At 59.5% G+C, this 13,796-nt stretch carries 10 protein-coding genes; 4 read left to right on the top strand and 6 right to left on the bottom strand.

The window, feature by feature from the left end:
- Positions 1-32: 32 nt before the first annotated feature.
- The gene (locus ACYBHZ_RS10500) at positions 33-3,935 is read right to left on the bottom strand and encodes a translocation/assembly module TamB domain-containing protein (protein ID WP_460274227.1); all 3,903 of its coding nucleotides are present in this window, start codon (positions 3,933-3,935) and stop codon (positions 33-35) included.
- Positions 3,932-5,731: an autotransporter assembly complex protein TamA gene (locus tag ACYBHZ_RS10505; protein ID WP_460274228.1), complete on the bottom strand. Its 1,800-nt coding sequence runs from the start codon at positions 5,729-5,731 to the stop codon at positions 3,932-3,934. Before ACYBHZ_RS10505 ends, ACYBHZ_RS10500 begins: the two co-directional genes overlap by 4 nt.
- A gap of 182 nt (positions 5,732-5,913) precedes the next feature.
- On the opposite strand from ACYBHZ_RS10505, the gene ACYBHZ_RS10510 reads away from it, so the two are divergent.
- Positions 5,914-6,423, top strand: coding sequence for an alkylphosphonate utilization protein (locus ACYBHZ_RS10510; RefSeq protein ID WP_460274229.1), 510 nt, complete (start codon positions 5,914-5,916; stop codon positions 6,421-6,423).
- Positions 6,424-6,553: 130 nt separating this feature from the next.
- The gene (locus ACYBHZ_RS10515; RefSeq protein ID WP_460274230.1) at positions 6,554-7,504 is read left to right on the top strand and encodes a class I SAM-dependent DNA methyltransferase; all 951 of its coding nucleotides are present in this window, start codon (positions 6,554-6,556) and stop codon (positions 7,502-7,504) included.
- Positions 7,505-7,565: 61 nt separating this feature from the next.
- Here the strand turns inward: ACYBHZ_RS10515 and ACYBHZ_RS10520 are convergent, their stop codons facing one another.
- Complete coding sequence (locus ACYBHZ_RS10520; RefSeq protein WP_066708083.1) at positions 7,566-7,772, bottom strand: cold-shock protein; 207 nt, start codon at positions 7,770-7,772, stop codon at positions 7,566-7,568.
- 282 nt (positions 7,773-8,054) lie between these two features.
- Between ACYBHZ_RS10520 and ACYBHZ_RS10525 the strand changes: the two genes are divergently transcribed.
- Positions 8,055-8,441 (top strand): BrnA antitoxin family protein, encoded by a 387-nt coding sequence (locus ACYBHZ_RS10525; RefSeq protein WP_460274231.1) that lies wholly within the window; start codon positions 8,055-8,057, stop codon positions 8,439-8,441.
- 240 nt (positions 8,442-8,681) lie between these two features.
- On the opposite strand, the gene ACYBHZ_RS10530 is transcribed toward ACYBHZ_RS10525, so the two are convergent.
- A complete protein-coding gene (locus ACYBHZ_RS10530; RefSeq protein WP_460274232.1) occupies positions 8,682-9,359 on the bottom strand; it encodes a hypothetical protein in 678 nt (225 codons plus the stop codon).
- A gap of 286 nt (positions 9,360-9,645) precedes the next feature.
- Positions 9,646-11,301, bottom strand: a complete 1,656-nt coding sequence (gene ettA / locus ACYBHZ_RS10535) for an energy-dependent translational throttle protein EttA (RefSeq protein ID WP_460274233.1) — start codon at positions 11,299-11,301, stop codon at positions 9,646-9,648.
- Between the two features lie 79 nt (positions 11,302-11,380).
- On the opposite strand from ettA, the gene ACYBHZ_RS10540 reads away from it, so the two are divergent.
- Positions 11,381-12,778, top strand: coding sequence for a DUF6161 domain-containing protein (locus ACYBHZ_RS10540; protein ID WP_460274234.1), 1,398 nt, complete (start codon positions 11,381-11,383; stop codon positions 12,776-12,778).
- 4 nt (positions 12,779-12,782) lie between these two features.
- Here the strand turns inward: ACYBHZ_RS10540 and ACYBHZ_RS10545 are convergent, their stop codons facing one another.
- A complete protein-coding gene (locus ACYBHZ_RS10545) occupies positions 12,783-13,658 on the bottom strand; it encodes a GNAT family N-acetyltransferase (protein ID WP_460274235.1) in 876 nt (291 codons plus the stop codon).
- Positions 13,659-13,796: the final 138 nt, after the last annotated feature.

The raw sequence follows: 13,796 nt of genomic DNA on the forward strand, positions 1-13,796 counted from the left end.
AGCGCGGTCAAACCCGACGCGTTACGCTGTGCTCAGTAATCCTTCTCGAAAAAGGCACCGATGCTGGAATCGCCATCGGACGAGGTGGTCCCTTTCAGCGTGATGTTTTTGGTCACATCGTAATTCAGATTGATCTCCGATGTCCCGGCGCTGTCTACCGTCACATCTGTGTAGATATTTTCGGTCAGATACTTGCCGACCTTGAGTGAAGTGTCGCCTTCTTCAGAGGTCTGAACGTCGAGATCATCCAGCCCGAAACTGTCACGGATCGATCCCACAAGCCCGCCGCCATTGCCGGTGAGCGTCGCCACGGCAGAGGCCATTTGCGCGGCTTGGAAAGCGGAGATTTCGCTGATGCTTTTGCCGAACAGAAGCTGGGCGAGGATCTCGTCTTCGGGCATTTCCGGTGAAGAGGACAGGGTGAGTTCCGGGGAGCTGACCGTGCCTTCGGTGATCAACTGGACCGTCAGATCATCGGTTTCCGTCTCGGCAACCAAGCGAATGACCGGGTCAAGTTCGCCCTGCAAGGTGACATAGCCTTCTTCCATCACGATGCGTTTGCCCATCAGGGACATGCGTCCGCGCAGGAGGGAGAATTGCCCGACGGGAACGATATCCGCCGTGGTGCCGCGCACCCGGAGACGCCCGCCCAATTCGGTGTCGAGGCCGCGTCCACGGATATAGATCTTGCCGGGTGCGTTGATGCTGATGTCGAGGCCATAGGCCACGCTGCTGCTGCCGCTTGCGGCGGCTTGGGCGATCAGCCCGGCTTTGTCGCGGGTCTCGGTTACGGCCGCGCTCGCGCCGCGATGGATGATGTCGGGGACATCGCCGCCGCTGCCGAAGGAATTGGTGGCGATGTTGACCTCGGTCTCGCCAAGCGTCAGCGCCCCCGCAATATTCGCCCCGCCGGTCAGCCCGCCGATGACGGTCAAATCACCGTCAATCGAGGTGCTGTAAAGCTGCGAGTCCGTGAGGCCGAGATCGTTGAGGCCGATGGCCAGATTGGCCGGAAGCGATCCGCTCAGCCCGACGCTGCCGCTGGTCGAAATGGACCCGCCGCTGTCAGCGCTGGCGAGAAAATCGACCTGCGCCTGCTCACCGTTCAAGGACACGGTTGCGCGATCCACAGCGAGCGCGAGATTGGCAGCGGAGACGATGATCCGCGCCCCGGATTGGAGCTGGACCTGACCGCTGACGGAGGACAGCGCGAGGGGGCCTTTGACCGAGAGATCGAAAGCGGATGTCCCTTGGGTCACCACGGCTGTGGTAAAGCTGTTCGCGAGGCCGAGCGGCGCGGTGCCTTTGAGGGTCAGGTCTGCGGTGCTGAGGTCTTGCGTCAGGCTGCCAGAGAGCGTCGCCGCAGAGCCGCCGGGGCCATCAACCGTGGCGTCGGTCTCCCAAGGGCTTTGCGCATTGGCGCGGGTGATGTCCGCCGCCACGGTCAGGGGGCCGCTGAGCCCCATGCCAAGGCGCGCCACATCGTCGAGTTTCGCATCAAAGGTGAAATCGCCGCTGTCGTTCAACAACGTGCCTTTTGCACTGGCCTCAAGCGCCGGGGTCGCGACCTCGGCCTTTTGCACGGTGATGCCGGTCTCGTCGCGTTTGGCGATCAGCGAGACGGTGCTCTCGCCGCGCGTCAGCGCATCGACTTGCGCAATGCCGGAGCGCAGATCGGTGCCGGTGGCGTCCACGGTGGCGTCAAAATAGCCCGCGAGGGGGGTGACGCTGCCGTTGATCTTGGCTTTCAGCGCACCGGACAGGTCTTGACCAACCAGTCCCGCAAAGGTGGCAAGCTCTGCAACATCGATGTCCAGATCGCCGGTGAAGGCCAGTTCGCCTTGCGCGGCGGTTTCATCAGTGGTTGTGGCCTCGCTTGTCGTGTCCTCGCTCGCCTGAGCCTCTTGCCCGGTGGAGAGCAAACCGGACAGCGCCACGGTCGAATTGCCGGGGCCGGTGACTTGTGCGGCGGTGCTCCAAGGCGTCTCCGCCCCCGTATGGCTCATGTTGAGTGTCAGGCTCAGTGGCCCGGTGGCGTTCGGCTCCAGCCGTGCCACGTCATCAAGTTTCGCATCCAGAGACAGCGCGCCACTGTCGGATTTCAAAGCGCCGCTCGCACGCACGCTTAGAGCAGGCGTGGTGATGTCCGCTTTGCGGAGCGTCAGCCCGGTGCCATCGCGCCGCGCTGCAATGGACACGGTGCTTTTGCCGTCGGTCAGCGCATCAAGCTGCGCGATGCCGGAGCGCAGATCGCTGCCCGTCGCCTCCGCTGTCAGATCGAACGTGCCGTTGAGCGGCGAGATGCTGCCGCTCGCCTTGGCCGAAAGCGTGCCGGACAGATCCCGCCCTGCAAGCCCGGAGAACCGCGCCAGCCGGGGCGTGTCGATGGATAGATCGCCGGTGAATTCAAAGCCCGCGTCGAACCCGTTGATGTCCCCGGTCACGGTGGCTTTGGTCGCATCCGTTTTGGCGATCAGGCTTTCGATCTGGAACGGCTGACCTTCTTCCCAGGCCACCGAGCCGGTGAGCGCGGGGGTGGACCCGACCGCGTCTTGCAACGCAGTATCCTCGGAGGCGAACTCTTGCAGCGCCAAGGCGAATTTCGCGGTGACGGCGCCAAGGACAGAGTTGCTCCCTGTCTCGGTATCCTGAACGGTTTTGCGGCTGATCGTACCATCCGCCTCAACGCTGGCCTTGCCGATGCTCAGCCCATCCTGCGTATAGCCGTCCATGTCGATCTGCGCGGTCCAGCTTTCGGCTTTCTCGGCATCATATTCGGCGAGGATTTTGGCGTGATCCACTTGGCTGCGCGCATCGCCAAACGGCAGGAGCACGGGGCGGTCGTCGATGCTGTCGAGCGTGCCGGAGACCGAGAAGGAACTCGGCAGGCCGTCTGCGGCAATCCGTGTCGCGCCGACAAGAGACAGGGTCTGGGTCGATAGGGTGAACCGGTCGAGATCAAAACCGCCTTCGGGATAGGACAGGCCCTGCGCGTCCAGTGTCGAGGAGGGGCCAAAGAAGCGGGCGTATTCGGCGCTGAACAATGGGGTGAGATCGCCCGACAGGTTGGCCGCAAATCGGCGCGGGGCAGGGGCGTCCGGCGCTTCTGGATCGGGTTCTGCCGTGAGCGACACCTTACCGGTCAGGCGCGGGGTGTCGTTGGTGGCGAGCGACAGATCGGCGGCAAAATCGTCAAGCGGCCCGGCCCCTTTTGCGACCAGCGCCAAAGACGGAGAACCGGGCAGGTTGCCGAGCGTGGAGACGATCCCGCCCGGACCTTCTTTCAGCGAAATGTCGAGATCGAGCACTTCGGTTTCATTCGTGTAGGACACATCGACGGAGAAGTTGCCCTCCGTGCCGTCGATCCGCTGAATTTCCAGTGCGGTCGAGCCGGAGCCATCGGCCAGCTTGGCCGAACCGGACAGCGAAAGCTCCACGGGTTCGCCAAGTTTGAGCACCGGCGCGCCGAGGCGCACGCGTTCCGCTTCGATCTGGCCAATGTCGATGGAGACGGGCAGCTCGGGCAGGGAGAATGGCGTGGCTTCCGGATCGGGAAGATCGACGCTGTCGTCTTCCGTCGTTTCCGGCAGGCGGTCGAGGATGATCTCGCCTGCGGTGATCTTGGTGACTTCGACACGGCCCGACAAAAGCGCCTTGCGGCTCCATTCCAACTCCGCGTCGCGCAGCGTGAACCATGTGCCTTCCGCGTCGGAGATTGTCATCTCCTCCATCGTGGCGGTGGAGGACAGAAGGCCCTTGAAACCCTCAATCCGAATGTCACGCCCGCCGCCGGAGAGGTTGTCTTCGAGAAAGCCGACGATCATCGACCGATCGCGATTGGTGTCGTCCTGCGTGGCTGTGTCCTGAGCATTGTCTTGCGCGACGAGCGCGAGCGGCAAGGTGGCGGCCACAGTGATGGGGAGAAGCTTTTTCAAAACGCCTGTCCGATCCCGATATAGATTTGCATCCCGTCGCCCGTGTCGCCCGAGACCGGGCCAGCAAGGTCGAAGCGGATCGGGCCGAAGCCCGTGTCATAGCGCAGCCCAAGACCTGCCCCCGCGTGCCATTCGGCATCCTCGCCGGGCAGCGCAGTGGTGCCGATCCCGCCCAGATCGTAAAAGCCGACGACAGAGATCGCGCCTTTGATTTTGGTGCGCAATTCGCCGGAGAAACCGAAGAAGCTTGATCCGCCGGTCTCATCCCCGCCGCCGATATCGACGCCAAGCGATTGGTACGGTTGACCACGCACGGTCCCGCCGCCACCGGAGAAGAACAGAAAATCGGGCGGCACTTCGGTGTAGTCGGCCCAGAGGATGGAACCGAGCTGCACCCGTCCGGCCAGCGTGAAGCGATCATCCGCCCCGAAAGCGCGATAGGCGCGTGCGTCGGTGAAAATGCGTGTACCGGTGGCCGATCCGTTCACCCCGATAAAGGGCTCAATTTCCGCCTCGACATAGGTGCCGGAGGCAGGATTCAGGGAATTGTCGCGGGTGTCGCGACTGCCCTCGATCGGCAGGATGATATGCGAGAAGCTCCGCGATCCGAGATCGTCCTCGACCTCGGAATAGCGATACCCGATCCCCGCCGAGAAGGTCGTATTGGGTGAGGTTTCGACATCGAAGCCAACCGTGAACTCGCCACTATCCGAGAGGTATTCCGGCTCATCGAGATGTTCGATGGTGGCGTTGAGCATCAGCGTGGTCTTGCGCGTTACCGTGGCCGGGCGGCGATAGCTGGCCTCAAGCGTGGCATCGAGCCCCGTGGAACTGCCGATCCCCGACAGCTCTCCGTCAAAGCGCAGACGGTCGGCATTGTCGGTCAGGTTGCGGTGCATCCAATAGGCGCTGAGCGTCGCGCCTTCGAGCGAGGAGAGTTCCGCCCCAAAGCCCAAACGGCGCGGTTTGTCGTCGATCAGCGTGGCGGTGATGTCGAGGCTGTTGTCCGCATTCAGGGTTTCCGCCTCGCGCAAGGTGATGGAGCGGAAGGTGCCGGTGGCTTGCAGCCGTTTGGTCACAAGTTTGAGCTTGTCTGGATCATAGGCACTTCCCGTCGGCAGATTGGCGATCCGTCTCAGGCGGTCTTTGCGGACCGTGGTTTTGCCGGAGAAATGCAGCTCTCCAAGTCTGACCGCCGGCCCCGGATCTACCGTCAATTCGGCGTCCAGCGTCTGATCCCGGTGATCCGCAGTCACGGTCTGATCGACGAGATCCGCCTTTGCGTGAGACGCCTGACGCCAGCTTTCAATCGCCACATCTGCCGCGTCGCCAATGAGGTTCGACCGTGCGATCTCTCCGCTGGCAAATCCCTCCGGCAAGACCGTGTCCGGTGCCAGCGGGCCGATCTTGGTGGTGCCGAAGACGAACTGCGGGCCGGGTTTGACCTTGATGACCACCTTGTCGATGGCGTTCGGTAGCGAAATCAGGGACATGGACGCGCCTTCCTGCCCGTCCACCTGAATGGAAAGCGTCGGCCCGTAATAGCCTTCGCGGTAGAGCGCGCCGATCAGATTGCGATAATCGCTTTGCACGGCGGCGATGATTTCTTCCGGCGTGGTGACGTCATTTTCGGCTGCCGTCAGGGTCGCGGAAGCGCTTTCGAGCTGTTTCTTGAGATCGTCATCGGCCGTGGTGGTGAGCTTCGCGTCAAAGGCCTGTGCACTCGCGGCGCTGAGCAGCAGAACGCCCGAGAATGCAACTGTTTTGAATGCAGGTGATTTGAGCGCGTTTCGCACGGTCGTTTTCCCTCGGACAGCCCCCCCGTCACCCCAACTATGCGGGGTTCGCCGTCGAGATGAAAGGGGTTCTGCGTGTATTTTTCTCCCCCTTTAACAGGGGCGGGGCAATGAGCGGCAGTTTGTCGCTTGTTCTGTCGCGGCGTGGGTTTTAGGTTGCGCGCGCAATAAAGGAGGGCGTGATGGCCGAATGTGAGATTTGCGGTGCCGCAGGCCCGTTGACAGATGTGACGGTTCAGCCGCGCTTGGATGTCGTAAGCCTTTGTGAAACATGTGCAAACGGTCTGAAGGGCGACACCGTCCCCGAAGGCCATTGGCAGGCCCTGACCACTTCGATGTGGTCCGAGCGCGACGCCGTCAAGGTCGTGTCCTGGCGTCTGCTCAACCGCTTCAAGGAGGAAGGCTGGGCCGCAGATGCGCTCGATATGCTGTATCTGGAACCCGAGATCGAAGACTGGGCCAAGGCCGCCGGTCCCGAAGTGATCCATCGCGACAGTCTCGGTGCGGTACTCTCGGCGGGAGATACGGTCGTCCTGATCAAGGATTTGCCGGTCAAGGGCGCGGGCTTCACCGCCAAACGCGGCACGGCTGTGCGGGGGATTTCCCTCGTTCCGGACAACGCAAACCACATCGAGGGTCGCGTTGAAGGTCAGCGCATCGTGATCCTCACCGAGTTCGTGAAAAAGCGTTAAAAACGATTGTCTTGACAGCAAATACGGTGTCGCAGTACTGCGGCACCGATGCACGCACGGACGTGCAGCGTGTCGTTCGTCGCGTGGCCTGAAACCGGCAAATGAGCGAACCCCTTTGAAAGTTTAAGCGATGGCGGGGACGTTGTTTTCCTCGGGCGATCTGACGGCGGACCGTCGGGCGTCTTTTGCCGAAACCTTGGCGCATCTGGGCGATCTGGCCGGTGCGATCGAAACCCTGTCCGGTGCGCTCGCGCTTGCGCCGAGTTGGGCCGCCGGGTGGTTCCGAATGGGTGAATTTCTTGAACTGGCGGGCGAGACTGAGGCAGCCTGTGAGGCTTGGGACAAGGCGGTTCTGGCCGACCCGAGTGACCCTTTGGGGGCGGGGCTGAAACGCGATCTGTTGCGCAAAGTGTCTGTGGTGGAGGCCATGCCTCCGGCTTTCGTCGAGCTGCTTTTTGACCAATATGCGCCGCGGTTTGAGGCCTCTCTGATCAACAAACTCTGTTATCGCGGGCCTGAGATCGTGATGGAGGCCTTGCATCTGGCCGGGCGGACACAGTTCGGCGCGGTGCTCGATCTCGGCTGCGGCACCGGGCTGATGGGGGCCGTGTTGCGGCCTGTCTCGGGGCATCTTGTCGGCTATGACATTTCCGACGGCATGCTGGTCGAGGCGGATCGCAAGGGCATTTACGATGTGCTCGACAAACGCGACATTGCCCGGCTTGAGGTGACGGAGCAGAGGTTCGATCTGATCGTCGCGGCGGATGTGTTCATCTACCTTGGTGCGTTGGAGCGGGTGATCGGCTGGTGCGCCGGGTCTCTGGCAGCGGGCGGCGTCTTGGCCTTTACCGTGGAGCTGGGCGAGCGGCCGGTGGAGCTGCGCGACAGTCGGCGGTTTGCCCATGCGCAGAGCTATGTCGAGGCGCTTTTGTCCGAGGCCGGATTTGCCTCCGTGCAGTTGACGCCCTGCATCCTGCGCGAGGATCGCGGCACGCCGATTGACGGGCTTGCGGTCGTGGCCAGCGGGCTGGTGCCGCAGGTCGCGCGTGAGGGCGATGGCGATCTGATGGCGCTCGTATGAGATAGCAAAAGGCCCGGACGCGACACGCCCGGGCCTCTTATATTCCTGCGTTTGCCTGAAATTAGGCGAGAACGAGGTTCACCGCAGATTCGCGACCGTCACGGCCAGCTTCGATGTCGAAGGTAACCTTCGCGCCATCGGCCAGGCCGGTGAGGCCGGAACGCTCAACGGCAGAGATGTGCACGAACACGTCTTTGCTGCCGCCTTCCGGTTGGATGAAGCCGAAACCTTTGGTGGAATTGAACCATTTCACGGTGCCATTGGCCATTTTTAGTACTCCTAATGTATGCGTCGCTCGCGAGAGTGCAGCGACCCGGCGTTGTCGTAATCGTTCGATAACTGTGGCCGGTGAAGGAGAACAGAAGGGTCGAAAGAGGTAACTTAGCGCGCGACTTATGACATGTTTGCGCGCCGCTGGATAGGGGAATTTTGCGGGGTCGGCAAAGTGTCGGCTTTGCGTCGGACTTCTGTCGGACCCCGCGAACGCTTTGATCAGACGGGGTTAACCCGTGCCTGTTAGGGTGTATGTCGCCGCCGTTGGAGACCTGCCATGCCCCCGAGATCCCGCCTCACCAAGACAAAGCGCCTCGCCCAAGAGCGCCTGCAACGCCACGCCGATGCGCTGGGCCGGTTCGATGCCTTTGACTGGGACGTGGCGCAGATCGTCCCCGAAGCCTGGGCCACGCTGGAACAAGACTTCGACGTCACCGAGAAGAAGATGAAAGTGACTTTGCGGCTCGATGAGAGTGTCGCGAAGTTTTTCCGGGCGCAGGGGCCGGGCTATCAGGCGCGGATCAACCATGTGCTGGGGACTTACGCGCAGATGAAGATCGCGGAGGTGGCGGTGACGGAGCGGAAGATGAAGGCGATGGACCGCGCGCGGAAGGCAGGGTTGAGTGTGGAGGAGCAGTTGGCGGCTTGGCGGGAGGCGGAGTGAGGCCCGTAAAGAAAACAGTCCGGGGGACTGTTTTCAGGGTCGAACGCGCGGAGTGAAGCGGAGCGCCGGGGGGGATGGAGAAGTCGCTTTTAAATGGAGACCAATCAAAGATGCGCAGCATCTTTGACGCGCCTTACCCTTCCCCCGCCACGCCGGAGGCGTGCCGACTATGATCGGCGCACCTTTGGTGCGACGGGAAGGCGCATTTCACGCACCTTCCCCTAAGGGTCAGGCGCGGGGTTAGGATGCTTCGCGATCGTATCTAGGGTGTGTAACCAACTGGTTTAATAGCTGCGCAGTCGTCGCAAGCAGGTCTTGTGCCTGATCGGAGGTGTAAAAGGTGTCTGGATGAGCCGTTGGATTGCGAAAACCTTTGCGGAAAATGTCCAAAGTACCTTTTTGAGCGTCATCAAGGGCTTTCCTTTCGACGAGATGCTGGACCATGTTGTTCCACATTGCAGGATCTTTGCGGCCTTTTTTAACCACCGATAAATACAATTGTTTTAATGTGCATTCACAGGCACGCATGATATGAAAAGCAGCTGCAGTGGGTTGCTCTAGTAGAATTGATTTTCCTGCGCACTCGACGTCCATTTGAGCATTTGGAGGTAGCGAAGCAAAAATAGTCTCACCGACTACGGCTCCAATGTTGTTGAATAGATAGTCGGCATTGTATCTTTTTTCTTTAGGAAAGAAGGCGGTTACCTCCTGTGCTTCGCTATCAATAACAAAACGAAGATCATTCATAAGTCTGCACAGATCATTTGCTTGATCGGCTGATATTTGATTGTCATCAGATGAAAAAATCTCTGTGAGTTGTTCAACATACTCCCTCATTTTCCAAGAAGCGTTGATCGAGACTTTCATTTGATTTTTTGTAATAAATTCAAATATCTGATCTATATTTTCTTTGAGCATCCCCTCTCCGTGAAAGTACCAACCTGCTCGGGCGTCTTGTATGTACCTGACTGATGTTCCGAAATGTATATATTCAGAAAGACTGCTTTGTTCCATTTGGGGCCCATGAAAATAATTCGTTTTATGGTGAATACACATGAAAGGCGCCCGAGGGCGCCTTTGTCAATCTTCCTGATCTGAAACCTTCCGCCCCTGCTCCACCGGGCGCGAACGCGTATTTTCTTTGAAAATACACTGCCTCGCGCGCCTCGAAGCCCAAGCGGAACTACAAGAACTCCCCGCGCTTTTAGCGCGAGAATTTCTTGTATTTCAGTCGCTTGGGCTCAAGCGCATCCGGTCCCAACCGGCGCTTCTTATCTTCCTCATAATCCTCGAAGTTGCCTTCGAACCATTCCACATGGGCGTCGCCTTCGAACGCCAGAATGTGGGTACAGATGCGGTCGAGGAAGAAGCGGTCGTGGGAGATGACCACGGCGCAGCCGGCGAAGTCGGTCAGGGCGTCTTCCAAAGCGCGCAGGGTTTCCACGTCCAAGTCGTTGGTCGGTTCGTCAAGCAGCAGCACGTTGCCGCCGGATTTCAGCAGGCGCGCCATGTGGACGCGGTTGCGTTCACCGCCGGAGAGGACGCCGACTTTCTTCTGCTGATCGCCGCCTTTGAAGTTGAAGGCGGAACAGTACGCCCGGCCGTTCATCTCCGCGTCGCCGAGGGCGATGACCTGTTGGCCATCAGAAATGGCCTCGAACACGGTCTCGTTCGGGTCGAGATCGTCGCGGGACTGATCGACATAGGACAGCTTGACCGTGTCGCCGTATTCGACCGTGCCATTGTCCGGTTCGAGTTGGCCGGTGAGCATGCGGAAGAGCGTCGATTTGCCGGCGCCGTTCGGGCCGATGACGCCGACGATGCCGCCCGGCGGCAGGGAGAAGTCCAGCCCCTCGATCAGCTGCTTGTCGCCCATGTGTTTCGACAACCCATTGACCTCGATGACCTTGGAGCCGAGGCGCGGGCCGTTCGGGATGACGATCTGGGCGCGGGTGATCTTGTCGCGCTCGGACTGACCGGCAAGCTCGTTATAGCGATCGATACGCGCCTTTTGCTTGGACTGGCGGGCTTTCTGGCCCTGCCGCATCCACTCAAGTTCGCGCTCAAGGGTCTTCTGGCGGGATTTGTCTTCCTTGGCTTCCTGTTCCAGACGCTTGGCTTTCTGTTCCAGCCACGCGGAATAGTTGCCCTCGTAAGGAATGCCGGCGCCACGGTCCAACTCAAGAATCCAGCCGGTGATGTCATCAAGGAAGTAACGGTCGTGGGTGACGATCAGGATCGTGCCCTTGTACTCGATGAGGTGCTGTTGCAGCCACGCGATGGTCTCGGCGTCGAGGTGGTTGGTCGGCTCGTCGAGGAGCAGCATGTCGGGGGCTTCGAGCAGGAGCTTGCACAGCGCGACACGACGTTTCTCACCGCCAGACAGCGTGGTGACATCGGCGTCATCGGGGGGGCAGCGCAGCGCCTCCATGGAGACGTCGATCTGGCTGTCGAGATCCCAGAGGTTCTGGGCGTCGATCTCGTCTTGCAGCTTGGCCATCTCCTCGGCGGTCTCATCAGAATAGTTCATGGCGAGCTCGTTATAGCGGTCGAGGATCGCTTTTTTGGCGGCCACGCCCAGCATCACGTTACCGCGCACGTCGAGCGACGGGTCAAGCTCCGGCTCCTGCGGCAGATAGCCGACCTTCGCGCCCTCTGCGGCCCAGGCCTCGCCTTGGTAGTCTTTGTCCATGCCCGCCATGATGCGCATGAGGGTGGATTTACCGGTGCCGTTGACACCGACCACACCGATTTTGACGCCGGGGAGGAAGGACAGGCGGATGTTCTCGAACACCTTCTTGCCGCCGGGGTAGGTCTTGGACACGCCGTCCATGTGGTAGACGTATTGATAGGCTGCCATTGTACGGGCTCCTTTGGGGGGAATGGTTTGGGCGGTGGTTTAGCGTGAGAGCGGGGGGGATGGGAAGGGGTATCTCTGTATGGGATTTCGCTATGCCCGCATGTTTCATGCCGCTAAGCTCTTCGAAACCATTGAAACCGAGATTGATATGCCGAAGCCAATTTTCCAAATCACTTATGCGGATCAACAGAAAAAGGAGTTTCCAAACGCGACATCTGTCCGGAAATTCTTGGATACAGAACAGGAAGTTTGGCAACCGTTTCTCGATGAGGTTTTGAAAGAGGGTTCTTTAATCCAGAGGCATCATCAAGCGTTCACGCATAGGCATCAGAGCGTGAACTTTGTCTTGCTCTTGGAGCCTTTTAAACGAATGCGTGACGACCTTTTAAAAAGTTCTGAAACAGGTCGAAACTGGCAGGCGGATACCATGGGGCCGCCTCCGTCAGATAGCTTGCTTGGCAGATTGATCATTGGCCTGTTCTCATCGGGATATATGCCGCAATCTGTCGACGTTTACGTTTATTATCTTTCACTTCCCGGAAGAGGGCAAAATTTTCGTAATTTAAGTTCTGCTATAGCTCGCGGGCAGCGCTATTTCGAAGCGGCTTATGCCGTTGAGGCGATGCCTTTTGGCAAGGTCTCTGGGGCTAAAGTTGGTGCCGCAAAACGCGCATTAGACGTCCAGCTCGCTGCGGTGAAAGAAGAAGTCGAAAAGCTTCAGAGTTTGCGAGATCAGCTGGCAGAAGAGTTTGAGCAATTAAAGGCGAAAAAAACACAAGAGTTTAGTGCAGAAATCAAAGCCCGGAACTCCGAGGCTGAAGATATGCGTAGTGTTGAGCACGAGCTTTTTTCTGAGATTGAGGAGCAATTCAAAACAGATCGCGCAGCGGCCTTTGCTGACATGCGTCAAACCACTCTGAGTGGGAAACAGCAAAATGAACACAATAAGAGAGAATATGAGGCAATTAAAAAGCTTTTCACCGAAGATATGAAATTTCAAGCCCCTGTTCGGTTGTGGGGTTTGCGAGAGAAGCAGCATAAAAAAGCATCGCAAAATGCCTTTCGATTTTTTATGGGATTGGCGGTTCTTGCTGTTTTGGTGGCGATCACCGTTCCGGTGTTTTTCGGGGATGAAATTGCACAGAGTTTCTTCAATGCGGAGAGCGAGTTTTCGGCAAAGGGGCCTTTGCTGATTGGTGGAATCTTGACCACGATGTCCATTTTGCTCTGGATTATTCGCTTGCAATATAAAGTCTTTTTGAGCGAACGGCATTTGATGTTGGATGCTGCTGAGAAAAAAGCATTCGCGCAATCATATCGCTCTCTGCGCAGAGATCAGGAAGTCAGCAAGGATAGTGAGGCAGTCGTCCTTGCTGCGCTGTTCCGACCAACTCAGGACGGCATTATTAAAGATGATGAAAGCGGATTGGATGTTTCGGCGGCGGCAATTTTAGCCAAGCAATTTAGTAAGCCGTAGCCCTTCACACCCGTTTCTCAAAAAACAAATCCGGGTAGGGATCATCATTGAACCGTTCGATCTCGCTCCACCCCAGCCGCTGATACAAGCCCGCCGCTTCCGGCAGGGCTGAGTTGGTGTCCAGCCTTAACGTCGTGATGCCCATCGCCCGCGCCTGGGCCTCCGCCTCGGCCATCAGGCGTTTGGCCAATCCCAGACCGCGCGCAGATGGGGCGACCCAGAGGCGTTTGATTTCGGCATAGTCTTTATCCGTGCCCTTGAGGCCGACGCAGCCTGAGGGCAACCCGTCGGACAAGGCGACAAGGAATGTCCCGCGCGGGGGGCGCATGTCGTCAGAACCGGCGCGGGCGGCTTTGGCGGGGTCGTAGCCCATGGAGAGGCGGGTGGCCAACTCGGCGTAGTAGCTTTCCAGACAGTGAAAGGCGGTGGGGCTGTCGGGGTCCATTGCCTCGATCTCGATCCGGTCGCGGCCCAGCGCGGAGGCGATCAGGTCCATCGCGGCGAGAAGTTGCTCCGGGTGCGGGTGACGGTCCAGAAGCGCCTGCGCACGGTCGTTGGAGAGCGCCTCATAGGCCGCGTATTCGTTTTGCCCCTCAGGCGTCAGCCTCGCGATGCGGCGGCGTTTGTCGGCGGGGTCTTCCGAGACGGTGACGAGGGCTTCGTCTTCGAGACCGCGCAAGAGGCGCGACAGGAGGCCGGTGTCGAGGTCGAGAAAGTCACGAATGTCCGAGACGGCGCGCCCGTCCGGGCCGATGGCGTTCAACACCCGCGCCGCGCCGAGCGGGCGACCCCGGCCGAGAAAGCTCTGGTCCAGCACGCCGGTTTCCGTGGTGACGGAGCGGTTGAAACGGCGGATGCGGTCGATTGGGGAGAGGGACATGGAGGATACCTGACTTTGGTCTGTTGTTTTGTCAGACTTTAGTCAGCTAATGGGCGGGGTCAAGCCGGGACATGCGGCGATGCGAGGGGCGGCGCTTTCGGACGAGGCATGGCGCTGCTCATCCGGCAAGGGCGTGTT

It is taken from the genome of Celeribacter sp. ULVN23_4, from assembly GCF_054788345.1.

What these genes read in the sequence shown, in the direction of transcription:
- ACYBHZ_RS10510 (WP_460274229.1), top strand. Translation starts at nt 5,914, where the DNA reads ATGGCCGAATGTGAGATTTGCGGTGCCGCAGGCCCGTTGACAGATGTG.
- ACYBHZ_RS10515 (WP_460274230.1), top strand. Translation starts at nt 6,554, where the DNA reads ATGGCGGGGACGTTGTTTTCCTCGGGCGATCTGACGGCGGACCGTCGG.
- ACYBHZ_RS10520 (WP_066708083.1), bottom strand. Translation starts at nt 7,772, where the DNA reads ATGGCCAATGGCACCGTGAAATGGTTCAATTCCACCAAAGGTTTCGGC.
- ACYBHZ_RS10525 (WP_460274231.1), top strand. Translation starts at nt 8,055, where the DNA reads ATGCCCCCGAGATCCCGCCTCACCAAGACAAAGCGCCTCGCCCAAGAG.
- ACYBHZ_RS10530 (WP_460274232.1), bottom strand. Translation starts at nt 9,359, where the DNA reads ATGCTCAAAGAAAATATAGATCAGATATTTGAATTTATTACAAAAAAT.
- ettA (WP_460274233.1), bottom strand. Translation starts at nt 11,301, where the DNA reads ATGGCAGCCTATCAATACGTCTACCACATGGACGGCGTGTCCAAGACC.
- ACYBHZ_RS10540 (WP_460274234.1), top strand. Translation starts at nt 11,381, where the DNA reads ATGGGATTTCGCTATGCCCGCATGTTTCATGCCGCTAAGCTCTTCGAA.
- ACYBHZ_RS10545 (WP_460274235.1), bottom strand. Translation starts at nt 13,658, where the DNA reads ATGTCCCTCTCCCCAATCGACCGCATCCGCCGTTTCAACCGCTCCGTC.